Source organism: Paenibacillus cisolokensis (assembly GCF_018403665.1).
Taxonomy (GTDB): domain Bacteria; phylum Bacillota; class Bacilli; order Paenibacillales; family Paenibacillaceae; genus Paenibacillus_AH; species Paenibacillus_AH cisolokensis.
Genome location: NZ_BOVJ01000002.1, coordinates 1 through 22,168 on the forward strand (window position 1 = coordinate 1; position 22,168 = coordinate 22,168).

The 22,168-nt window shown below is 60.1% G+C and carries 17 protein-coding genes and 3 pseudogenes; 12 read left to right on the forward strand and 8 right to left on the reverse strand.

Annotation, left to right across the window (positions count from 1 at the left end; translation table 11 throughout):
- Positions 1 to 313 (forward strand): hypothetical protein (locus tag PACILC2_RS00250; RefSeq protein ID WP_213526693.1); only part of this gene is annotated, 313 nt, incomplete at its 5' end.
- Positions 229 to 1,377: a GntR family transcriptional regulator gene (locus PACILC2_RS00255; protein WP_213526695.1), complete on the forward strand. Its 1,149-nt coding sequence runs from the start codon at positions 229 to 231 to the stop codon at positions 1,375 to 1,377. The genes PACILC2_RS00250 and PACILC2_RS00255, both read left to right, overlap by 85 nt.
- A 79-nt stretch (positions 1,378 to 1,456) precedes the next feature.
- Here the strand turns inward: PACILC2_RS00255 and PACILC2_RS29685 are convergent, their stop codons facing one another.
- Entirely contained in the window at positions 1,457 to 2,506 is a 1,050-nt protein-coding gene (locus PACILC2_RS29685) for a glycosyl hydrolase-related protein (protein WP_307860253.1), read from the reverse strand.
- Positions 2,507 to 2,523: 17 nt separating this feature from the next.
- On the opposite strand from PACILC2_RS29685, the gene PACILC2_RS29690 reads away from it, so the two are divergent.
- Positions 2,524 to 2,664 carry a hypothetical protein gene (locus PACILC2_RS29690; RefSeq protein ID WP_307860254.1) on the forward strand — a complete coding sequence of 47 codons (141 nt, stop codon included), beginning with the start codon at positions 2,524 to 2,526 and terminating at the stop codon, positions 2,662 to 2,664.
- Between the two features lie 35 nt (positions 2,665 to 2,699).
- Here PACILC2_RS29690 and PACILC2_RS29695 read toward each other — a convergent pair.
- A pseudogene (locus PACILC2_RS29695) lies at positions 2,700 to 3,227 on the reverse strand (alpha-mannosidase); the annotation flags it as partial.
- Positions 3,164 to 4,177, reverse strand: a complete 1,014-nt coding sequence (locus PACILC2_RS29700; protein WP_307860255.1) for a glycoside hydrolase family 38 N-terminal domain-containing protein — start codon at positions 4,175 to 4,177, stop codon at positions 3,164 to 3,166. The gene PACILC2_RS29700 and the pseudogene PACILC2_RS29695, both read right to left, overlap by 64 nt.
- Before the next feature lie 361 nt (positions 4,178 to 4,538).
- On the opposite strand from PACILC2_RS29700, the gene PACILC2_RS00265 reads away from it, so the two are divergent.
- From PACILC2_RS00265 to PACILC2_RS00275, 3 genes are read left to right on the forward strand one after another with little or no spacing between them, the layout of a single operon-like run.
- Positions 4,539 to 4,922 (forward strand): GntR family transcriptional regulator, encoded by a 384-nt coding sequence (locus PACILC2_RS00265; RefSeq protein ID WP_062491279.1) that lies wholly within the window; start codon positions 4,539 to 4,541, stop codon positions 4,920 to 4,922.
- A gap of 1 nt (position 4,923) precedes the next feature.
- Positions 4,924 to 5,625, forward strand: coding sequence for an ABC transporter ATP-binding protein (locus PACILC2_RS00270; protein WP_213526697.1), 702 nt, complete (start codon positions 4,924 to 4,926; stop codon positions 5,623 to 5,625).
- Entirely contained in the window at positions 5,622 to 6,392 is a 771-nt protein-coding gene (locus PACILC2_RS00275; protein ID WP_062491283.1) for a hypothetical protein, read from the forward strand. Before PACILC2_RS00270 ends, PACILC2_RS00275 begins: the two co-directional genes overlap by 4 nt.
- A 126-nt stretch (positions 6,393 to 6,518) precedes the next feature.
- On the opposite strand, the pseudogene PACILC2_RS00280 reads toward PACILC2_RS00275, so the two are convergent.
- Positions 6,519 to 7,630, reverse strand: a pseudogene (locus PACILC2_RS00280) (glycoside hydrolase family 88 protein).
- A 144-nt stretch (positions 7,631 to 7,774) separates the two neighbouring features.
- Between PACILC2_RS00280 and PACILC2_RS00285 the strand changes: the two are divergent.
- Together PACILC2_RS00285 and PACILC2_RS00290 are read left to right on the forward strand one after the other, a co-directional pair.
- Entirely contained in the window at positions 7,775 to 8,059 is a 285-nt protein-coding gene (locus PACILC2_RS00285) for an AraC family ligand binding domain-containing protein (protein WP_213526699.1), read from the forward strand.
- Positions 8,059 to 8,664 carry a helix-turn-helix domain-containing protein gene (locus tag PACILC2_RS00290; RefSeq protein ID WP_213526701.1) on the forward strand — a complete coding sequence of 202 codons (606 nt, stop codon included), beginning with the start codon at positions 8,059 to 8,061 and terminating at the stop codon, positions 8,662 to 8,664. The genes PACILC2_RS00285 and PACILC2_RS00290 overlap by 1 nt, the downstream gene beginning before the upstream one ends.
- Positions 8,665 to 8,708: 44 nt before the next feature.
- Here PACILC2_RS00290 and PACILC2_RS00295 read toward each other — a convergent pair whose 3' ends face one another.
- Positions 8,709 to 9,485, reverse strand: a complete 777-nt coding sequence (locus tag PACILC2_RS00295; protein ID WP_213526703.1) for a DUF3891 family protein — start codon at positions 9,483 to 9,485, stop codon at positions 8,709 to 8,711.
- Entirely contained in the window at positions 9,482 to 10,483 is a 1,002-nt protein-coding gene (locus PACILC2_RS00300; RefSeq protein WP_213526705.1) for an AraC family transcriptional regulator, read from the reverse strand. The genes PACILC2_RS00295 and PACILC2_RS00300 overlap by 4 nt, the downstream gene beginning before the upstream one ends.
- Positions 10,484 to 10,667: 184 nt before the next feature.
- Here PACILC2_RS00300 and PACILC2_RS00305 point away from each other — a divergent pair, with 184 nt between their 5' ends.
- Positions 10,668 to 13,577 (forward strand): family 78 glycoside hydrolase catalytic domain, encoded by a 2,910-nt coding sequence (locus PACILC2_RS00305; RefSeq protein ID WP_213526707.1) that lies wholly within the window; start codon positions 10,668 to 10,670, stop codon positions 13,575 to 13,577.
- Positions 13,578 to 13,709: 132 nt separating this feature from the next.
- Positions 13,710 to 15,534, forward strand: a pseudogene (locus tag PACILC2_RS00310) (UbiD family decarboxylase).
- A 175-nt stretch (positions 15,535 to 15,709) separates the two neighbouring features.
- On the opposite strand, the gene PACILC2_RS00315 reads toward PACILC2_RS00310, so the two are convergent.
- Positions 15,710 to 16,696, reverse strand: coding sequence for a LacI family DNA-binding transcriptional regulator (locus PACILC2_RS00315; RefSeq protein ID WP_235593414.1), 987 nt, complete (start codon positions 16,694 to 16,696; stop codon positions 15,710 to 15,712).
- A gap of 226 nt (positions 16,697 to 16,922) precedes the next feature.
- On the opposite strand from PACILC2_RS00315, the gene PACILC2_RS00320 reads away from it, so the two are divergent.
- Positions 16,923 to 19,382 (forward strand): GH116 family glycosyl-hydrolase, encoded by a 2,460-nt coding sequence (locus tag PACILC2_RS00320; protein WP_213526709.1) that lies wholly within the window; start codon positions 16,923 to 16,925, stop codon positions 19,380 to 19,382.
- 212 nt (positions 19,383 to 19,594) lie between these two features.
- Here PACILC2_RS00320 and PACILC2_RS00325 read toward each other — a convergent pair whose 3' ends face one another.
- Positions 19,595 to 20,506, reverse strand: a complete 912-nt coding sequence (locus PACILC2_RS00325; RefSeq protein WP_213526711.1) for an AraC family transcriptional regulator — start codon at positions 20,504 to 20,506, stop codon at positions 19,595 to 19,597.
- 154 nt (positions 20,507 to 20,660) lie between these two features.
- On the opposite strand from PACILC2_RS00325, the gene PACILC2_RS00330 reads away from it, so the two are divergent.
- The gene (locus PACILC2_RS00330; RefSeq protein WP_213526714.1) at positions 20,661 to 21,812 is read left to right on the forward strand and encodes a phytanoyl-CoA dioxygenase family protein; all 1,152 of its coding nucleotides are present in this window, start codon (positions 20,661 to 20,663) and stop codon (positions 21,810 to 21,812) included.
- Positions 21,813 to 22,168 lie beyond the last annotated feature (356 nt).

Below are 22,168 nucleotides of genomic sequence, written 5' to 3' on the forward strand. Positions count from 1 at the left end.
GCATTGTTCTTTATCGATCTTCCGGATGACAGCCGCCGTGGAGGTGGAGCGAGCAAATAAAGCACCGGAGTTCGCAATCAGGCACCCGGTGGTGATGGCGCGAGCGAATAAGGCACTGGACGCCATCCTGTTGTCTTTGTTCTATCCGAACATTTATAATATGCTATACTTTAATGGGAAAGCTCTGCCGAGGTCTTTCCAATATCGCGAACCGGAAAGCCCGAAGGAGTGGGGAAATCAATTGGCCAAAAAACAAAGCTGTACGAAGCGATCATTCAGGATATTATGGAACGAATCCGCAGCGGCGAGCTGAAGCCGGGAGATAAAATCCCCAAGGAAGCCGAGTTGGTCGACAAATACAAGGTGAGCCGCATTACCGTTTCCCGAGCGCTGCGGGATCTGGAGTACAAAGGATTTGTAAAGCGCATCAAGAAGAAAGGCACCTTCATCACCGAGCCCGACGCGCCGGAGGAGACGAAGGCCGATGGCATGACGATCCCGGTCATCGCTTTGCTTCTGCCCTTCAACGAGGAATTCGGCTACGAAATTCTTCGCGGTGTGGAGGAAGCTTGCGCCGGCAGCGGGTATTATGTCACCTACCATAATACGAACTACGACGCGCGAACCGAGAGGGAACTGATCGGGAAAATTATGAGCGACAATTTGAGCGGCGCGATCGTGTATCCGGTCGGCAGCGGCAAAAATATCGACGTCTTCAGCAGCATGCTGATCAACCGTTTTCCATTTGTGCTGATCGACCGCACGATCGAAGGACTGGATGCGCCGAATGTCGTATCCGATAATTTCCAGGCGGGCTACTCCGTCACCTCGCATCTGATCGGTCTCGGACATCGGAAGATCGCTTTTCTTTGCACGTCGTTGCACGAAGCCGTCTCGGTTGCGGAGCGCTATCGCGGATACTGCAAAGCGCTGATCGACGCCAGCATCGTCCCGCAGCGCGAATGGCTGATCGAGGACCCGTCGCCGATCGTCGGCAGCGAGCATTTGGATTCCGGCCATCCGTGTGCGGCTTCCCGGCTCGAGAAGCTGCTGCGTCTGCCGGAAATGCCGACGGCCGTCGTCGCCGTTAACGATTTGACGGCGATGCATTTGATCGAGACGGCGCTTCGGCGAGGGATACGCGTTCCCGAGGAGTTGTCGGTCGCCGGCATCGATAATCTGAAAACGGGCGAGCATTTCATCGTGCCGCTCACTTCGGTCAAGCAGGATTTTGCGGGAATCGGCGCGAAGGCGGCGAGCCTTGTCATGAAGCAAATCGCGAGTGGCGGCCTACCGGCCGAACCGCAAACGATTACGATGAATACCGAGCTTGTCGTGCGGCGGTCGTCGGCGCCTCCCCGGAAACGGGAATATTAGCAAAGCCCTCCAACACCCGGTTGGAGGGCTTTAAAGGTTGTAAAGCCGGTGCAAGGACAGGTCCGATTTACAACCGCAATCAGCGGTCGAAACCGGCCGTGAAAATTTCGAAACCGCGCAATTCGACCTTACCGGCACCGTCTTCCGTCGCGATGTCCTCGCGCCGGTCTTCCATGATCGTGCTGGCATAAAGCCCCGATCCGAGGGCGTCGTGGCGAATGCGCAAGGCAACGGGGGAATCGGACATGTTGTACCAGCGGGCGACAAGCTCGCCGCGGTCCTCGTTCACCTTGAGGTTGGAGAACGCAAGTCCTTTCCCTTCCCACTCCAGCATGTCGCATACGGGAGGCAGGGTGCCGGCATGAACGTCGGTTTGGCTGGCTGTCAGCGGAACCTGGAAACGATAGGCTTCGGTATACGCGTCGAACCGGTCGCTGCCGTTATGCGGCAGAATGATCAGCTCCGCCTCGTTCGGCCCGAGACATTGCGCCTCCGGGGTCGGGAAGACGCCCCAATCGCCGAGCTCGCCGACCGCGCGCAACAGCGTGACGGCAATCGTACCCTGTCCGTCGCGCAGCACCTCGTACTCGTTCAATCCTTTGTTGCCGATCGTCAATCCCCGGCCGGAAGCATGCACGTCGACGAACGCCTGCTGATGCTGGCAATTGCTCGGATTGACCCATTCCGGCGCGGGCGTCGTATCGCGTTCCGCCACTTCCAGCACCGAATCGACAAAATGGGTGTCGGCGGCGACACCGGACGGGAACAGCATCCGCAGCCGGTGATCTTTGGCCGTATTGACGTATTTCGCATGAATTTTGACGCCTCGGCCGGAACGCTCGAGGCTGATGCGCGTCACGATGGACAGCTCCGTCATCTCGCCGCTGCGGCCCGCTTTCCGCTTCAGGAACGGCACCATCGTCTGCACCTCGCGCTGCAGCAGGTCGTCGGCCTGCGCCGGTATTGGCAGGCGATGCGTCACTTCGAACGAAGCGCGGAACGGCGTATCTTCCACCAGGCGTATCTCGCGGCCGCGCGACGGTCGTAATGGCCGCGTCGCCTTCGGGCTGCTTGAATATATATTCGTTGCCGATATCGCCGACGTCTTCGTAATGGCCGAGGCCGGCATATGTCTGGCCGCTTCGCTTGTCCAGCAGCGTAATGCCGCCGTCCGGTTCGATCGTCACCTTCAGCCATTCGTTCTCCATCGCGGACGGTCCGGCGACGAGCGACGAAGCTGCAGCCTGCGCCGCTTCCTGCTGCGGAATCCAGGCGAATGCCGCATAGCCGAGCCCCGGCAGCTCGCCGGTTTCGAACGTCAGCCGCAGGAATCGCGCCATATAAGGCTGCCTGAATTTGTCGTCCGGCAGATCGTAGCCGAACCGGACGCCGAGATCCTCGACCATGCCGTCGATTTTGCGGCCCGCCGCATCCACGATATGCCCTGCGGCCGAAGTGGCGCTTTCCACGCTCGCGGCAATGTCGGCCGGACTGCCGCCATCGCGGAAGTATCGCCTGCCGATCCGCAATTCGACGTCGGCGACGCCGGAGCCTTTATAGCCGCTCGTATTGTAGACGACGAACGGGACGGCGTCCGGGTGGATAGCCGCAAAGCCCGAAGTGTCGATCCGGCCGTTCAAATACGCCGCGCTTTCCTCGACAACGGACGAGGCGACCTGGATGCTTTTGTCGAAACGGGTCGTCATTTCCCGGTATACGTCGTCGACGCTGCAGCCGCAAATGCTGTCGTGCGGGTGGTTCTGCATCAGCGTTTTCCAGGCGTAGGTCAGGACCGCGTGAGGATACGGCAGCCCGTGCCGGTGGGCGAGCGCGGCCAGCGGCTCGGCCACTTTCTCGAGCAGCGTCTGGTTTTTCTGGTTTTCTGCTTGATATATACGCGGGCCGATGCGGTGTTCACCAGCGTATACCAGCCGTTCGTATGCTGCCCTCTAAGTTCGCCCTTGATTACGCTTAGCTGCTGCGGCAGCTCCGCTTTCACCGCCTTGATGTAATCGTCGAAATTGGAATGGATAAATTCATAATCCGGGTAAAGCTCACGAGCGGTGCGCAGCGCGGCCGACAGATCGGTTTGCGGCGGCTGGTGATCGCATCCGTTCATCATCAGCAGATGGGAGGTGGAGGCGTACCGCTCCGCAGCCGCAATGGCCCGGTCCCAAAACGTTTTCGCCGCTTCCTTGTCGACGGGAATTTCATTGCCGTTGCTGTACCAGTTGGCAAACAAAATGCCGAGCACCTCCGAGCCGTCAGGCGATACCCATCTCAGCTCCGAGAACGGAGATTCCTGCGCCGCCGCGTCCTCGACCTTGTTGTCGAAGCCGGTCGCCTTGACCCCCCTGCCGAAAATCGCCGTATCGATGCCCGCCTGCCGGAGCAGCTGGGGCGCCTGTCCCATATTGCCGAACGAATCCGGAAAATATCCGATTTTGGACACGGCGCCGAACGGCCTGGCGTCGCGGTGTCCGACCTGCAAGTTGCGGATGTTCGCTTCGCCGCTCGTCAGAAATTCGTCCTGGAGGACGTACCACGGTCCCGCAGAAATTTTGCCTTCCTTCGCCAGCTCGATCAGCTTGTCGCGTTTCTCCGGATAAACCTGCAAATAGTCTTCGAGTACGATCGTCTGTCCGTCCAGATAGAAGCTGCGGTATTCGGGATCTTGCTCGAAAAGGTCGAGCAGGGTGTCCATCGTCTTCAGCAGGCGAACGTGGTGCGCCTCGAAAGGCATATACCATTCGCGGTCCCAGTGGGTATGCGATACGACATGAATCGTCTTTTTAGCCATCTATTCACCCTCGTTTCGCTTAATATGATATGTTTTAATACTACTTGAAACGCGGAATGAAGTAAATGAAATTTGAGAATATATTATAGCATTACATAATCAAGCCGGTTTTTTCGAAAATGAAATAGTCGGACAGCAAGTTCGGGCTTTACAGCACCTCACTATTAGTGTACTATTTAACTATGACACTAATACATGCGAGGTGCGATATGACAATTGAGACGAAGACGAAGACGATGATGCTGCTCCGCAATGCCTGCGTTCGGACGGCGTCCTCTCGGCGTGCCCGGTCGGCCGCGGTTCGACGGGCGTCTGGCAAGGCTTGAAACGCTAGGCAAAAAGCGAAAGGCGGGTTTTGGCTGTGACGATTGAATTCGACAATAATTTGCCGATTTATTTGCAAGTGATGAATTACATCAAGAAGCAGATCGTAGCCGGCAAGCTGAAGCCTGGCGACAAGATCGAATCGGTTCGGGAATTGGCGGCAGAGCTGCAGATTAATCCGAACACGATACAACGGACGTTTCAGGAACTGGAACGCGAAGGGGTTGTCGTGACGAGGCGCGGCTTGGGGCGGTATGTGACGGAAGAGGAGTCGATGATGATGCGAATGAGAAAAGAAATGGCGGATCAATTGTTGGAACGATTCGTGTCGGGGATGAAGGAGCTTGGTTTCGGGGAGCGGGATATTGTCGCTCTCGTCGCCGAAGCTGTCGCATCGGGTTCGGACAGGGAGGGAAAATAAGATGAGCCATCCGATTTTGCAATTCTCGTCCGTTTCGAAACGATACGGTTCGAAGACAGCGCTGCAGGACGTTTCGCTGCAGGTGGGAGCCGGAAAAATTATCGGCCTGCTCGGCAGCAACGGAAGCGGCAAGACGACGCTGATGAAAATCGCGGCCGGCCTGCTCCAGCCGTCATCCGGCACGGTGCGGGTATGCGGCGAACCGGTCGGCGTCAAGTCGAAAGCCGTCACGTCGTTCATGCCCGACAAGCCGCTGACGGAACCATGGATGCGCGTGCGCGATGCTATCGCTTTTTACCGCGACTTCTATCCCGATTTCGATCTGGCGAAAGCGCGGGATATGCTCGCGTTCATGCAATTGAACGAGCGGGACAAAGTGACCTCGCTGTCCAAAGGAATGAACGAGCGGTTGCAGCTGACGCTTGCGCTGTCGCGCAATGCCAGGCTCTATTTGCTCGACGAGCCGATCGGCGGCGTCGATCCGGTGGCGCGCGAGAAAATTTTGGATGCGATCATCCAGTTTTACAGCGAAGACAGCGGCCTGATCGTTTCGACGCATCTGATCCGCGATATCGAGCGGATATTCGACGAAGTATTGCTGATCAAAAACGGACGGCTGATTCTGCACGAGCAAGTGGACGCCATTCGTACGAATCATGACAAAAGCGTGGACGATCTGTTCAAAGAGGTGTATGCCGAATGATCAACTTATTGAAATACGACTTCAAGCGCAACGCGAACCTGATTTTGGCGGGGGCCGCCATTCTGGTCCTCGCGCAGGCCGCCCTGATGCTGGCCGGATGGTGGAGGGATTGGGACGGACAGATCCTTTACATCGGCATTATGGTGATCTACGTCCTGTTCGGTTTTCTGGCCTACCTGATGATGTGCCAGACTTACAACGGCAATATCCGATCGTACAGCAGAAGGCTGCTGCCGCTTGGCTCCTGGTACTTGCCGGTTTCGCCCTTTTTGCTGCTCGTGATCTGCTATCTGGCGCTCGGCGCGATGTTCGTGCTGTTCGATACGCTGTTTTCCCTCATTTTCGACGTGAAGGACACGTTGTTTTCGATGCTCCGGCAGTTTGTCGGGCAAATCGGATTTTGGGATTCCGCCGCGATGACATTTAATTTTTTATGGGGGCTGCTTTTTATTACCGTTGCCGTTTTTATGGCCATTACGGTTGCCCGGACGATTGACGGAAAGGGCGGGACATTCATGGGCATCGCCGCTTTCATTGCGCTGTTCGCGCTGATCGTTTGGATCGAAGCGTTGTTGTTCCCGCAAACGAAGGATGACAGTTCGTGGGGAATTGTCAGCATTGAAATCAACGAAGGCGCGATCGTCAGCGGCGCCATATCCAAAGCCAACACTTCTTTCGACTGGGGACTGCTGCTGTTCGAGTTGGCCATCGTGGCTGCGCTGTATTATGCGATCCTCTATATGCTGGACCGCAAAGTCAAGCTGTAACCGCCGGTTTTTCGCTCACGACCGGACAAGGACGGACAAGGCCGGGAGCCGTCCGCCGCTGTCGTCATAAAGCTGCGCGCCGGATGCATGAGCCATAACCGGGAACGGACAAGGAAACGCCGGGTGTCAGTACACCCGGCGTTTCCAGCCGTTCAGCTTGGCGAACGCTTCGGCGTAGAAGTAATCGCCGTATATAAGGGAGACGTCGATATTGGCGTTTCCCGGCTTGTGGCCGGTTCCATGGAGCAGAATCGCTTCATGCTCCGGCCGATCCCAGGTCGCATAGCGCTCCGTTAGCGATGCCAGTATCCGTTCGGCCGCGTCGGCATACAGCCTTTTTCTCCGGCGGGCACGGCTTCGGCGATTTCCAGCAGGCCGGAGGCGGCGATGGCGGCGGCGGAGCTGTCGCGCGGCTCGCCCTCGAGCGATTCGAGCCGAAAATCCCAGTACGGCACGCCGTCTTCGGGCAGCGCGGCAACGAAATAATGGGCGATCCGCTTGGCCGTCGTCAGAAACCGTTCATCGCCGGTATGCCGGTACGTGTTCGCGAATCCGTACAACGCCCATGCGGTGCCGCGGCTCCAGGACGAATCCGGCGCGAGCCCTTGCCCTCCGAGCGCTTCGATAAACGCTCCGGTCTCCGGGTCGAACGACACGATATGGTTGACCGACCCGTCCTCGCGCACGCTGTGGCGGATCGCCGTTTCCGCATGGCGGACCGCAATATGCCGGTATCTCGGGTCTCCCGTCTCCTCGCTGGCCCAGAAGAGCAGCGACAGGTTCATCATGCAGTCGATGATGGCCCAGCCGGCCATATCGCCGTTCCAGGCGCGAATGAATTGGCCGGCGGGGTTGAAACGGGAGGCAAGATAATCCGCGGCCCGCAATCCTCTGCGCCGGCCGTCGGCGTCGCCCGTTATTTTATATTTGAGAACGGCTGTCGACAGAAACTGAAAGCCGACATCATGATGCAGAAACTCGCCGTCCCGCGCAAACCACCGTTCGAGCTCCTCGTCCCACCGCCAGGCCGCTTGCCTGAACGGATTCCGGCCGGTTACGTCGTACATTACCCACAGCATGCCCGGCCAAAATCCGGACGTCCACCAGCTCGTGTCCGCATCGTCGTACTTGCCGTCCGCTCCGGCGCGATGGGGCGATTTGGGGCCGATTTGTCCGATCATCCGCTCAACCTTTGCTTCCAGCCGTTTCATGATGTCCGCTTTGTACGCTGCATCCATTCCCGACGCCTCCTGTGCTGCTTTTTCTCGATTATATGCCGTCCTGTCCGGAAAAAGTGGCAGTATAATGCCCGAAAATGTTGCGCTGTTGTCATTTGCCGTTTACAGTAAAAAATATAAAACGGTTACATCTCTGGAGGCGTCATGAACCCGCTGTTCGAACCGATGAAGCTGGAAGGAAAGCCCGTCATGTGGAACGGCCGCCAGCGCACGGAGGCCGATTTCTCCGGTTATTACCACTGGCATCAATGCGCCGAAATGCTGCTCGTGCACGAAGGACGCGGAAGCGTTGTCGTCGGCCGCCATGCATACGAAATTCGGAGAGGGATGCTGTTCTTTTTCCGCCGTTTCAGCTCCACCACGTGTTTGCCCATGTCAGTCCGGAATGCCCTTACATCCGCTCGGTCTTTCATTTCGATCATGAGCTGATGGGGGACAGCCTGAGCGGATTTCCGGCGCGCCGCGGCTTGCTGGACAGCATGTGCCGGGGGCAGCGGGAGGAATACGCCTTCGATCTGGGCGACAGAATCGGTTATGCCGAGGAGGTATGCCGGATATACGGCCGGGCGGCTGCTTCCGGCCACGGGGAATCATACGAGGAAGCGTCGCTGCTGCTGCTGCAGCTCCTGAACGCGATCGTAAGCGTCCTCGGCGCGCGCCGGGAGGCCGGGGCGGCACGTACGGATGCGGACGGCCCGCAGCGGCCGTTCCGCTATGCAGAATCGGTCATGCGCTGGATCGAGGCGCATTACGCGGAAGAGTTTCGCCTCGACAAGCTGGCGGACGGGCTGCATCTGTCCAAATTTTACGTCTCGCGCATCTTCCGTGAGGAAACCGGCAGCAGCATTACCGATTATTTGACCGCGCGGCGGATCAAGCAGGCGTGCCGGCTGCTGCAGACGACTTCGCTGCCCGTCGAGCGGATCGGCGGCGAAGTCGGCCTGCCGAATCCTTCTTATTTTGTCCGGCTGTTCAAACGGCATGTCGGCACGACGCCGCTGAAATACCGGTACGAGGTTCGAGCGCGGCTGTAAGGCTGAGGCGGCCGCCCGCAAGAACCGTCCCGCTTCGTACCGGGTTACCCCGGCGTAATCGCGAATAGCCATTGCTCGAACGGCGCGCTGTCATAGGCTTTGGCCAGGCCGTATGCCTGAATCGCCGCTTTCGTCACCGTCTTGCCGCGCAAGCCGACCCGGAAGACGCCGTCGAACGGAAATTCCGCGATCGCAATCGTGCCGGCGTCCTGCCAGCGCGGGACAATCGTTCGCCCTCCGCTGAACGGAAAGCGCTCCGAGCCGGGGATGCCGTCCCGATACCAGGGCATCTCCTCGTCCTTGGGCGAGCCCGGTTCGTTCAGGCAGACATACAGCGACAGATGATCGCAAAATTGCAGCACGCGCAGGTGAAAGTCAAGCGTCTCCAGCGCCGTTTCGTCCGTCAGCCCGAGTTCGCGCTTCCATTGCTCCTCCAGCCTGAACCGCGCTTCGAGATATTCCCGTACGGCGGGGTGCTGCTCCGGCGCGAGAAGGGCGGAAAAATGCAGGCTCGTCAGCAATCCGGCATAAGGTCTGCGCGCTTTGATCCCGTCGATGCCTTTGCCGTAGCAGATGAGCTTGGGACGGATCGGGTAATCGATAAAGTGATAGGGCGCCCGGTCGCCGTCGTTCCAGATCGGAATATCGTCCAGATCGAGCCAGCACCGGTCATGCTCGTAGGCGGCAAATACGACGTCCTCCCGCCGCTCGTCCCCTGCCCACGCCTCCGGCTTCCAGCGGCTGGCGAAATCGCCGGACAAGCGTCCGTGATCGTGCTGGGCGATCATGACGAACGCATCGTTCCGCTCGCGAATAATCATGGAGACACCTCCTTCGGTTGTCCGGCATCGGACTTGGGTTCGGTATCGGCCTTCGGTTCGGCATCGGTCTTCGGTTCGGCATCGGCTTTCGGTTGCCCGGCATCGGCGGCTTCGTTGTTTTTCAACCTTCGGTATTCCCGCGGCGTCATTCCCGTCTTCCGCTTGAACAGCTGGAGAAAGAACGACTTGTCCTGGTATCCGACCGCCGGTCCGACGTCCTGAACCGGCATCCGGGTGGACGCGAGCAGCTCGCAGCTTTTATCGATGCGGCGGTTCTGCACGTAGGCGTTGAAGGTGGAGCCGGTATACCGTTTGAACAGCCGGTGAAAATGCCGTTCGCTCATATTCAGTTCTTCCGCGAGACGTCCGGCATGCAGCGGTTCGGCGAAGCGGCGTTCGATCCGGCGAACGATGCCGGCGAGAGAATCGCGTTCCTGTGCCGCCGTTTCCGTGCCGGGACCGGCAGTGTGCGCCCGCTCGAGCAGGACGATCAGCTCGACGAACTTGGCATAGAGCAGGGCGACGCGTCCGGGCGCGCGCCGCTCGTATTCCAGGTGCATGGCGCGGAACCACTCGCCGAGCCGGCCGTCGCGGTCGCGGATGCGCCTCCAGCTTCCGGCGTCGCCGGGCAGCAGCTGGAGCGCCGCCAGCGTCTCGCGCAGCCCGCCCGTGCCGGGAAAATCGCGCAGATCGGCGGCCAACGGCTCAGGCTTGAACAGGCAATTGTAAACGACGAGCGAGCGGTTCGCGCCGGCGTCGGCCGGGCGAAACACATGCGAGACGCCGATCGGCAGTATGAACAGATCGGATTTCGCGACCGGCAGCACGTCGCCGTTTACGTAATGAAACCCGGAGCCTTCGTCGACATACGACAGCTCGACGAAATCATGGCGATGCTCCTGCAGCGAGAACGATTCGCTGACGCGGTTAACGAACAGCGGCAGCCGTTCCTCGAAAAACAGCGTGCCCGGCGTAAGCCGGATCGGTCTGTTGATCATTCTGGCGTTTCTCCATTCTCTATCATAGCGCTTTCCATGATTATATAAGCGAATCCGCTTCGGGTAAACCGATTTGTCCGATTTGCCATCCTTCGTTGTCGCAATCGCCGCTTTTTCTGCCGCAGGGAACAAGTAGAATGAGAAGCAAAGCGTACCATTCAGACAATCGGAAGGAGTGTGCTCAATGGCCGGAAGGCAATGGTCGGCGCAATGGATTTGGGGCGGAGAGGAGGTAAGCCCGCGCAACGAATGGCGCTGCTTCCGCAAAACGTTTCATGTGCCGGAGGGAGGCGAGAACGGCGCCCGGCTGCATATCAGCGCGGATTCCCGATACGTGCTGTTCGTGAACGGCGAGCGTGCCGGACGCGGTCCGGTGCGGTCCTGGCCCGCCGAGCAGTTTTACGACACGTACGATATCGGCCGCCTGCTCAAGCCGGGACGGACGAATGCGATCGCCGTGCTTGTCCTTCATTTCGGCGTGGCCAACTTCTACTATATTCGCGGCCGGGGCGGGCTGCTGGCCGAGCTCGAAGGCGGGGGCAGGACGGGGACGCTGGCGGCGACCGACGGCTCGTGGCGGACGTCCAGGCTGGCGGCGCAGGACCCGCGGTCCCCGCGCATGTCTTGCCAGCAAGGGTTTGCCGATATTTACGACGCGCGAAAATGGGACGAACGGTGGACGGAAGCGGACTATGACGATGCGGACTGGCCGCTCGCGAACATCGTCGGACCGGTCGGAAGCGGCCCGTGGAAGAAGCTTGTCCCGCGCGACATCCCGTTTTTGACCGAGGAAACGGTCTATCCTTCGCGCGTCGCGTCGCTTCAGGCGGTGAAGCCGCCGAAATGGGCCGCTGCGCTCGATGTGCGCAACGGGATGCTGCCGGACAGCGCCGATCACGCCGACCGCGTCAAATATGCCGGATTTCTCGCAACGGTGCTGACGATGCGCGAAAGCGGCAAGCTGACGCTTGGCTTTCCGAACGGGCGCGTGTCGAGCGTCTGGGTGGACGGTCGGCTCTGCGGAGGCTGGTATGGCGATCAGCCCGAGCGATACTGCGATCTCGAACTGGCGGCGGGCGATCATTTCGTGCTGATTGACGTATCCGGCGGCGATCACGGCGGAAGCTTTCATATCGCGGCAGACAGCGGGAGCGAATTCGTCTTGCGCTCCCCTGCGGCCGCAGCGGCCGGCAACGATACGCCGTTCGCCATCGTCGGCCCGTTCCACTATACGATCGACATCGATCATCAGGGCGTCGAACCGCTCGATCTGGAACAGCCGGACTATGTACGGGCGAAGGGCATAAAGCACGAACGGGATCTGGAATCGTTCCGCGAATGGGTCCGGCCGCTGCCGGGCGGGATGTACAGCGAGGACGATGTGTTCGGCTCGAACGTATGGCGGACGGCCGCCGTGTCCTACGCGGTGCCGCCGGAGCTCGACCGCTGCGTCCAGGCGTCGCCGGAGCCGGCCGTCGTGCCGCGCTTCGACGGCATGGACACCGAGCTCGTGATCGATTTCGGCAAGGAATGGAGCGGCTTTATCGGCTTCGAGGCGGAGGCGCCGGAAGGGACGGTCATCGATCTGTACGGCCTGGAATATATGAAGGACGACTACCGGCAGCATACGTACGGGCTCGACAATACGATCCGCTACATCTGCCGAGGCGGCCGTCAGCAATATATATCGCCGGTCAGGCGCGGGTTCCGCTACCTCGTCGTGACGATCCGGCAGGCGTCTGCGCCGGTGCGGCTGCATCGGGTATTCGTCAACCAGAGCGCGTATCCGGTGGCGCAAAACGGTTATTTTCGCTGCTCGGACGCTTTGCTGAACGACATCTGGGAAATCAGCCGCCATACGACGCTATTGTGCATGGAGGACACGTTCGTCGATTGCCCGTCGTATGAGCAGGTGTTCTGGGTCGGCGACAGCCGCAACGAGGCGCTTGTCAATTACTACGTATTCGGAGCGCTCGATATCGTAAAGCGGTGCCTGAACCTCGTGCCGGGCTCGGGAGAGATGACGCCGCTTTATGTCGACCAGGTGCCGAGCGCCTGGAACAGCGTCATTCCGAACTGGACGTTCTTCTGGGTAACCGCCTGCGCGGAATATGCGGCGCATACCGGCGACCGCGCGTTCGCCGCGCGCATCTGGCCGGCGGTGCGGCATACGCTGACGCATTATTTGCGGCATGTCGGCGAGCGCGGCCTGCTCGATATAAAAGGCTGGAATCTGCTCGACTGGGCGCCGATCGATCAGCCGAACGACGGCATCGTCACGCACCAGAACATGTTTCTGGCGAAGGCGCTGCGCGACGCGGCCGGGCTGGCCGCCGCGGCGGGCGTGCCGCAGGAAGCGGCGCCGCTTGCCGAGCGGGCGGACGCGCTGCGGAAGGCGATCGACGGCCAGCTGTGGGATGAGGAGCGGCAGGCCTATATCGACTGCATTCATGCGGACGGCAGACGTTCGGCTACCTTCAGCATGCAAACCCAGGTCGTCGCCTATTTGTGCGATATCGCCGAAGGGAAGCGCAAGGAGCGGCTGGAAGGCTATCTCGTCGCGCCGCCGGCATCCTTCGTGCAGATCGGCAGCCCGTTCATGTCGTTCTTCTACTACGAAGCGCTCGTCCGTTCCGGCCAATACGATCGTATGATTGCGGACATTCGCCACAGCTACGGGATGATGATCGAAAACGGCGCGACCACCTGCTGGGAGATGTACCCGAACTTCTCGGAAAACCGCGCCAATCCGAACCAGCTAACCCGCAGCCATTGCCACGCCTGGTCGGCGGCGCCGGGCTACTTCCTCGGCGCCGTCGTCCTCGGCATCCGGCGTCTCGATGACGGCTGGAAGCGGGCGGCCGTCGCGCCCGAGCCTTGCGGCTTGCAGTGGGCGCGCGGCGCCGTTCCGCTGCCGCAAGGCGGCCGGATCGAAGTGAGCTGGCGCATCGACGGCGGCCGGATGGAGCTGCACGTATCCGCGCCCGACGATGTGGAGCTCGACATCCGCATCCCGGACGGACTGAGCGGCAGCGTCACGCGGTCCGCGACGCGGCCTTCGCCGCTTGCGGCGGCCGCCGGCATGACGCCATAATGGAAAGCCCTGACGGAGCTCTTGGGCGAGCACCGTCAGGGCTTTTGCCGGTGCGCCGGAAACGGCTTGGGAAACGGACCTCTCCCTCTGGTATAATGAAAGCGGAATATGACAAAGGAGCCGTTGATACCGATGTACCGCAATCTGGAACAATGCATCATCGATTTGGAGAAACACGGGCATTTAATCCGCATTCGCGAGGAAGTGGACCCTTATCTGGAAATGGCCGCGATCCATTTGAAGGTCCAGGCGGCCGGCGGCCCCGCCCTGCTGTTCGAAAACGTAAAAGGCTCGAAATACCGGGCGGTATCGAATCTGTTCGGCACCGTCGAGCGCAGCAAATTTCTGTTCCGCCGAACGTGGGACGCCGCGCGCAGCGTCATTGCGCTGCGGAACGACCCGTTCAAAGCGTTAAAGCAGCCTTTCCGCCATGTCGGAGCCGGGCTCGCGGCCTTGAACGCTTTGCCCATGAAAACGAACGGCAAATTGCCGCACCGGGAAATCCGGATTTCCGATCTGCCGCAAATTCATCATTGGCCGGATGACGGCGGCGCCTTCATCACCCTTCCCCAGGTGTATACCGAGGACCCGGACAAGCCGGGCATCATGAAAGCCAATGTCGGGATGTACCGCGTCCAGTTAAGCGGAAACGAATATGTGCAGGACAAAGAAATCGGCTTGCACTATCAAATTCATCGGGGAATCGGCATCCACCAGGAAAAAGCGAGACGCAAGGGCGCTCCGCTCAAAGTGAGCGTCTTCGTCGGCGGCCCCCCGGCGCATACGCTGTCGGCCGTCATGCCGCTGCCGGAAGGCTTGAGCGAGACGATGTTTGCCGGCCTGCTGTCCGGCCGCCGCTTCCGCTACAGCTATGCCGACGGCTATTGCATCAGCCGCGACGCCGATTTCGTCATTACGGGGGAAGTGTATCCGGGCGAGACGAAGCCGGAAGGGCCATTCGGCGATCATCTGGGCTATTACAGCCTGATTCATCCGTTCCCGGTCATGCGGGTGCATAAAGTATACGCCAAGCCTGACGCCATATGGCCGTTTACCGTCGTCGCCGGCCGCCTCAGGAGGATACCGCGTTCGGGGCGATTATTCACGAGCTGACGGGCGATGCGATCAAGCAGGAAATCCCGGGCGTCAAGGAAGTGCACGCCGTGGACGCGGCGGGCGTCCATCCGCTTCTGCTGGCGATCGGCAGCGAACGCTACACGCCTTACTTGCCCGTGAAGCAGCCGGCCGAGCTGCTGACGATCGCCAACCGGATTCTGGGTACGGGGCAGCTCAGCCTGGCCAAATATTTATTCATTACGGCGGAGGACGAGCGGCCTCTGGATACGCATCGGGAAACCGAATTTCTGACCTATATATTGGAGCGGATCGACCTGCGCCGGGACATTCATTTTACACGAATACGACGATCGACACGCTCGATTATTCCGGCACGGGACTTAACAGCGGCAGCAAAGTCGTGTTCGCCGCGTACGGCGACAAGAAGCGGGAGCTGTGCACCGAGCCGCCCGAGGCGCTGGACGGGCTACGGGGTTTCGGCGGAGCGCGGCTCGTCATGCCGGGCGTTGTGGCGATCCAGGGTCCCGCCTTTACGGATTACGCTGCCGCCCATAAGGAGCTGGACGAGCTGTGCGAGGCGATTCGCGGGAAAGGGCCGCTTGATAGCTGCCCGATGATCGTGCTGTGCGACGACAGCGAATTTTTAAGCCGTTCCATGTCGAATTTTTTGTGGGCGACGTTTACGCGGAGCAACCCTTCCCATGATATTTACGGCGTAAACAGCTATTACGAAAACAAGCACTGGTGCTGCGACAACGTCATTATCGACGCGCGCGCGAAGCCGCATCATGCGCCGCCGCTCGTTCCCGATCCGCAGGTCGAGAAGAACATCGGCCGCTTCTTCGTCAAGGGGGCCGTTCTCGAAGGATTCGGCGGATAGCGCTCCTCGGAGCGTGCGCCGGGTTCCTTGGTACGGCCGCCGGACTCCTCGGAACGTGTGCCGGATTCCTTGGTACGGACGTTGGGCTTCTCGGCACGCCGCCGCGCCGGACGCATTTTCCGCTTTCGCATGGCCGGGAGATCGGCTGATGGACGCAATCGTTGTCTTGGCCGGCTCACAGGGACTCGCGGTCTACAATTCGATGGGGCACATTCGTCCTTGGCGGGATGACCTGCCCCTCGATCCGCCGGATCAGCAGCTCCGCCGCGAGCCTGCCGATTTCGTCGACGTTGTAATCCACCGTAGCAAGCGGGGGATCGACATATTGCAGCGTATCGATATTGTCGAAGCCCATTACGCCGGCTTGCCCGGGCACGCGGATGTTCCGCTGCTTGAATTCGCGCACAATCTCCAGCGCATAGACGTCGCTGCTGCACAGAACAGCCGGCTTCCCCTCCGTCTCTTCCAGCGCGCGGACGACCGCGGGAACGAAATCCCGATCGGTTACGACGGTCGCGCGAAGATCCCCGAGCTCCCCGCATGCGTCCAGAAGTCCCAGATGCCGCTGCTCCGGAGTGCCGATGTTTTGCTTCCCCTTGAGCCGCAGCGGAGGGCTCACATAGATCAGGCTGCGGTAGCCTTTCGCATAAATATGCCTGACGGACTCCGCGATCGCCTGTCTGTCGTCGATCCAGACGAAAGGGATATCGGCGGATACCCGGTTGCCGAACGTCACCACCGGCGCTTGCGCCTTTGCGAGCAGCGATGCAAATTCGGTTCCGAAATTGACCGGCGTGATCGCGATGCCATCCACTTGACGGTCCAGCAGGCTGTTGATGTATTGAATCTCCAATTCCTTGTCTTTGTTCGACAGCACCAAATAAACGACATATCCGCGCCTTCTCGCTTCCGCCTCAAAGGAATGGTAGAGCTGCGCAAAAATGCGGTTATGAATATCGAACAAAATGACGCCGAGCGTCTTCGTCCGGCCTTTCACGAGGCTTTGGGCCAGAAAGTGGGGGCGGTAGCCGAGCTCGGCGGCCACCTTCAATATTTTGTCGCGCGTCGCCGCGTGGATGCCCGGACGGTTATGAAGCGCGCGATCGACCGTTCCCCGAGTCACGCCGCAAATTTCCGCGATTTGTTTGCTCGTAACCTTCATCAACGTCAAACCCGTCCTTCGTTTTTGTCTGTCGCTGTCACCGCGATCGTATTACAGAATCGGAGCGAGGTCAACCGTTCACGTGAACGATCGGGAAAAATCTTTCTCCATATTCGTTGGTAAACGTTTACAAACGCCCCTTCCGCTGCTACAATGAAGTCGTAAAACCAGCGTTCGTGCACGTGAACGGAAGGAGAAAACGGAGAAGAAAGGGAGGCGTCGAAAGATGGTTCGTTCCATCGCGCAGCGGCAGCGTTCCGCCGCGCAGCGGTCATTCGCAGGCGATGCCAGGGAAACTGCCTTTTTGCTCGGCGGCATCGGTACGGGCAACGTTTCGCTCGGCAGCAGGGGGGAACTGCGGGATTGGGAAATATTCAATCGTCCGGGCAAGGGGGTCTTTCTGCCGAACACGTTTTTTGCCATTTGGGCCGGACAGGAAGGGCGCGACCCGGTCGCCAAAGTGCTGGAATCCCGATTGTCTCCGCCTTACCATAGGTCCCACGGCTATCATCCGAATACGGCGGCCGGACTTCCGCGCCTGCACAAGTCGGCGATGCGCGGCGAATACCCGCTTGTCCGGATCGATTTCGAAGACGAGGACTTGCCGGTTGCGGTCAGCCTGGAAGCCTATACGCCGCTTATTCCGCTGAACGTCGACGATTCCAGCATTCCGGGCGCCTATTTGACGTACCGCGTCACGAACCCGACCAGCGGTTCCGTCGATGTGACGATTGCCGGGTCGATGATCAATCCGGTCGGGGGCGTCAAGTACGATCCGTTCGGCAATATGGCTTTGTCCAACAGCGGACAAAACGAGAACGTCTTCCGCCGCGAGGAAGCGTTCGCCGGTTTGTTTTTCGGCAGCGGCAAGTTTGCGCCGGAAGACGCCGATTACGGCAATATGTCGCTGATCGCGGTCAGCCCGAACATCACCTGCAAGCGCGCGTGGCTGCGCGGCGCCTGGTACGATTTTTTACAGGAATTTTGGGACGATTTCAAGGAGGACGGGCGGCTGACCGATCTCGGCTATGAGACGCCTTCGGAAGACGGGAAGACCGATACGGGAACGATCGGCATTTATGAAACGCTGGCGCCGGGGGAGACGAAAACGTTCGATTTTATTCTGTCCTGGTATTTTCCGAACCGGCTGAACGGCTGGAACGATCATGTCCGCGTACGCGAGCAAGGCAAAGAGCTGACCCGCAATTACTACGCCGTCAAGTTCGACAGCTCCTGGTCGGCCGCTTCCTATCTCGCCCGCAACAGATTCCGTCTGGAACGGGATACGAAACGGTTTCACGAAGCGCTGTTCGCAAGCTCGCTTCCGGCTTTCGTCCTCGATGCCTTGTCCGCCAACATCACGGTTCTCCGGAGCACGACCTGCTTCCGGCTTCAGGATGGCCGTTTTCTCGGCTATGAAGGCTGTTTCGATAACGCGGGCTGCTGTGAAGGCAATTGCACGCATGTATGGAACTATGCGCAGACGCTCGCGTTTTTGTTTCCCGAGCTGGAGCAGAACATGCGGCGAACCGAATTTCTGGAGGAAGTCGGCGAGGACGGCAAGATGAATTTTCGGGCGTTTGGCATATTTGACAACGTTTGGCAAATGAACGGCCGGCCGGCGCCGGCGGCCGTCGATGGCCAGATGGGCGCCGTCATGCGCGTTTACCGGGAATGGAAGCTGACCGGGGACGACGCGTTTCTCCGGCAATTGTGGCCGTCTGTCCGGAAAACGCTTGCCTTTGCGCTGATCCACTGGGATACCGACGGCGACCTGGTGCTCGACGGCATGCAGCATAACACGTATGACATTGAATTTTACGGACCGAACCCGTTGACCGGCGTATTCTTTCTGGGCGCGCTTCGGGCCGGCGAGGAGATGGCTTCCTATCTCGGCGACGAGCAGATCGCGCGCACCTATGCGTCCGTCTTCGAGCAGAGCGCGAAGCGGCTCGACGAGCTGTTGTGGAACGGCGAATATTACGTTCAGCGGCTGGAGGACGTCAATGCCTACAAATATCAGCACGGCCTTGGTTGTCTGTCGGACCAGCTGCTCGGACAGCAGCTCGCTCATCTGTACGGTCTCGGCTATTTGCTGCCTGAGGACAAGGTGAAGAGCGCGATCCGTGCGGTCTACAAATACAATTTCAGGACGGATTTCGGCGATCACGCCAACTGCCAGCGCACGTACGCGCTGAATGACGAGCAAGGCCTGCTGCTCTGCTCGTGGCCCAACGGCGGGCGGCCGAAGCTCCCGTTCGTCTATTCGGATGAAGTATGGACCGGCATTGAATATCAAGTGGCGACCCATCTCATTTACGAGGGATTCGTCGAGGAGGGACTCGCGATCGTGAAAGCCGTTCGCGACCGGCATGACGGGTACCGCCGCAATCCGTGGAACGAGGTGGAATGCGGCAATCATTACGCGCGCTCCATGGCGAGCTGGGGATTGCTCGTCGCGCTTAGCGGATTCCGCTTCGATATGCCGCGCAAGACGATGTCGTTCGACCCGGTCGTGAGCGGGGACGATTACAGCTTCTTCTGGAGCACAGGTCGTGCCTGGGGCACCTGCTCGCAGCGGAAAAATCCGGATAGCGGCGAGTACGAGTTCGACGTGCAGGTACTATACGGTGACGCTTCCGGCATCGCCGTCCGGGCGTGCGGCCGGGAGATTGTCCTGCCGTAACGGTTTGCGCGGCCATCGCTCGATGGCCGCGTTGTTTACGAGGCCGGCCTTAATCCGAAGGCGGTGTCGAAGTGTTCTCGATATGCTGCGGCTGGCCGATATCGTCCCGGCACAGCGATGGCGCAATCGGCCTGGGCTGCTGCGGCTTTGGACTTCGGCAAGGACCGGCCCGTATCGTCCTCTGACCTTGCCGCTGTTCCTTCCGGCTGCGCTCAGATCGTGCGGCTCGCGCGGCGAAAGCGTCCTGGCGGCATGCCGGTTTGGCGGACGAACCAGCGCGTGAACGCATGGACGGAAGAGAAGCGGAGCCGCTCGGCCATTGCGGCCAGCGGTTCTCCGGTATGCGCAAGCGCTTCCCGCGCCAGTTCCAGCTTGCAAGACATGAAATACGCGTACGGCGTTTGCCGCATCCGGCTGCGGAATAAACGGGATATATAATCGGGGTGATAGGACGTCCAGGACGACAACCAATCCCGGTCATACCGTTCCGCCGCGTGGCGCCTCAGCCGCTCGGCCAGCCGCTGCACGAGCGGGCCGTCTCCTTCACCGTCCCCGCCTGCCGCGCTCGCGTGCAGCTCGACGAGCAACTCCGTCAATAGCGATCGAAGCAGCAGCGGCGTAGTAGCGCGCTGGGACGGCCACGCTTCGGCCAGCCTGGCGAAGAACGGCTCGAACCGCTTCGGCGGAACGCGCCGGTGGCCGTCAAGCAGCAGCAAGTCGCCCGTCATGTCTTCGCCAATCAAGAAGCGGTTGTCCCGATAGGGAAGCTTTTCGGCGGAGCCGAGCTGCCGAATGGTGATTTGCGGAGGCCGGCCGGGCTCGGGCAACGGTCCTTGCCAAAGGTAATGGACCCCGTAAAGTACGAAGGGGTCTCTACGGTCGGCCCGAATCCGGTGAGGAACGCCGGGGCCGTAGAAAAACAGATCGCCTGCCTCGCATTGGCGCGCCGTTTCCTGGACCGTGACCTCGCCTTTGCCTTCCGCCACATAGAGCAGCTGATAATCCGATATGCAGCGGGGGCCGAACGTTTCCCCCGGCCGGCATTCGAGCCGATTCGCATAGCCGACGACAGGCGCCAGATCCCGCCAGGGGAGCGACGGCAATCGGCGTGACGCTTCGCGCATGCGGCTTGGCACCGTCCTTTCGCTAGAGCTAGATGCCGTTATAGTCGGCGAATGATACATTTTCATCGATGACGCGCAAAGACTCCTTTTCAAGTCAAGCATATACTGGAGTGGAAAGAACGGCAACGGATAAATGATAAGGAGGTGTGCGAGCATGGATGTGCTTCGCCGTCCTGCGCCGGACGATTCCGGTTTACGGCCGTCGGGATCGTCGGACGCCGCTTCGCCCGCTTTTGCGTCTGCTCCCGTTTCCGGCATCGAATCGGCCGATCCGCTTTCGCCGGCTGCGGATGCCGCCCGCCAACCGTCGACTCTGGCCTTCGAGGATGAGGATGCCGCCCGCAAACCGTCGACTCTGGCCTTCGAGGATGAGGATGCCGCCCGCAAACCGTCGACCCTGGCCTTCGAGGATGCGACTCCGCTGTTGGCCGACCCGGACCGGCTTCGGGCGAAAGCGGAAGAAGACGGATACCTGTTCTTCAAACGGTTTATCGATCGCAACAAGATTATGGACGTTCGGGACCAAATGCTGGCCATCCTGGATGAGGCCGGGTTGCTGCATCGTGGCAGAAAGCGGATCGACGGCATCGCGAATGTCAGGGCGGTTCACCGGCTGGACGAGACGGACGCCAACTGGAACGGCGTCGGCGTACCGTTCGAGCTGTACCGCAAGACACAGAAGCTGGAAGCGTTTCACGCACTTGCTCACGAGCCGCGCTTGCTGGCGCTGTACGAGATGCTGTTCGACGAGCGTCCGTTCGTCCATCCGCGCAACATCGCCCGGCTTATGCTGCCGCACCGCAACACGCACGTCACGCCGTCGCATCAGGATTATCTTCATATTCAAGGGACGACCGAGACGTGGACGTGCTGGATTCCGCTCGGCGACGTGCCGAGATCGCTGGGAGGGCTGAAGGTGCTGGCCGGCAGCCATAAGGCGGGCTTGCTCGGGGTTACGGCCCATCCTGGCGCGGGCGGCCTTGAATCGATTTTATGCGGGCTCGGCTACGAATGGGCGGAAGGCGATTACGAGGCGGGTGATATCATCACCTTCCACAGCCTGACCGTACACAAGGCGCTGCCCAACTTGACGCCCCGCCGCATCCGGCTGTCTTGCGACATGAGATATCAGCCGGCATCCGGACCGGTCGACCGCACATCGCTGCTGCCGCACGGCCCGTTCTCCTGGGCGGATCTCTACGAGGGGTGGCAGCGGCCGGAGCTGCAGTATTACTGGCAGAAAGAGCGGCTTGCCGTTACCGAATTCGACGAATCGATCCGCTGGCAGAAAGACAAAATTTGCTGACGTCGGCACGGAACGCCTGTTGTTTGACCGACACTCCCGAAACGTGTCGCTTTCGGCTCGTCTCCGCTGTCCACGGCGGGAGCCGGAACGAAAAGCAGCCGGGCAAGGAACATCCTTGTCCGGCTGTTTTTTGATTTCACCGCGAAACAGTATCGGTCCTTAGACAGGGACGACGGAGTCGTTTCCGCTTGAGACCGTCCACGCCTTCCGTCAATCGTCGCCCGTCCGTCCACGCCTTCCGTCAATCGCCGCCCGTCCGTCGGTGCGCTTCGTCCTCCGTCAAATCGTCTCCAATCCGTCGGTGCGCTTCGTCCTCCGTCAAATCGTCGCCCGTCCGTCGGTGTGCCCCGCCTTCA

Excerpts from the sequence above, each read along its gene's own strand:
- PACILC2_RS29685 (WP_307860253.1), bottom strand. The coding sequence starts at position 2,506 with ATGCCGGCCTCGGCCATTACGAAGACGTCGGCGATATCGGCAACGAAT.
- PACILC2_RS29700 (WP_307860255.1), bottom strand. The coding sequence starts at position 4,177 with ATGGCTAAAAAGACGATTCATGTCGTATCGCATACCCACTGGGACCGC.
- PACILC2_RS00270 (WP_213526697.1), top strand. The coding sequence starts at position 4,924 with ATGAGCCATCCGATTTTGCAATTCTCGTCCGTTTCGAAACGATACGGT.
- PACILC2_RS00275 (WP_062491283.1), top strand. The coding sequence starts at position 5,622 with ATGATCAACTTATTGAAATACGACTTCAAGCGCAACGCGAACCTGATT.
- PACILC2_RS00285 (WP_213526699.1), top strand. The coding sequence starts at position 7,775 with ATGAACCCGCTGTTCGAACCGATGAAGCTGGAAGGAAAGCCCGTCATG.
- PACILC2_RS00290 (WP_213526701.1), top strand. The coding sequence starts at position 8,059 with ATGGGGGACAGCCTGAGCGGATTTCCGGCGCGCCGCGGCTTGCTGGAC.
- PACILC2_RS00295 (WP_213526703.1), bottom strand. The coding sequence starts at position 9,485 with ATGATTATTCGCGAGCGGAACGATGCGTTCGTCATGATCGCCCAGCAC.
- PACILC2_RS00300 (WP_213526705.1), bottom strand. The coding sequence starts at position 10,483 with ATGATCAACAGACCGATCCGGCTTACGCCGGGCACGCTGTTTTTCGAG.
- PACILC2_RS00305 (WP_213526707.1), top strand. The coding sequence starts at position 10,668 with ATGGCCGGAAGGCAATGGTCGGCGCAATGGATTTGGGGCGGAGAGGAG.
- PACILC2_RS00315 (WP_235593414.1), bottom strand. The coding sequence starts at position 16,696 with ATGAAGGTTACGAGCAAACAAATCGCGGAAATTTGCGGCGTGACTCGG.
- PACILC2_RS00320 (WP_213526709.1), top strand. The coding sequence starts at position 16,923 with ATGGTTCGTTCCATCGCGCAGCGGCAGCGTTCCGCCGCGCAGCGGTCA.
- PACILC2_RS00325 (WP_213526711.1), bottom strand. The coding sequence starts at position 20,506 with ATGCGCGAAGCGTCACGCCGATTGCCGTCGCTCCCCTGGCGGGATCTG.
- PACILC2_RS00330 (WP_213526714.1), top strand. The coding sequence starts at position 20,661 with ATGGATGTGCTTCGCCGTCCTGCGCCGGACGATTCCGGTTTACGGCCG.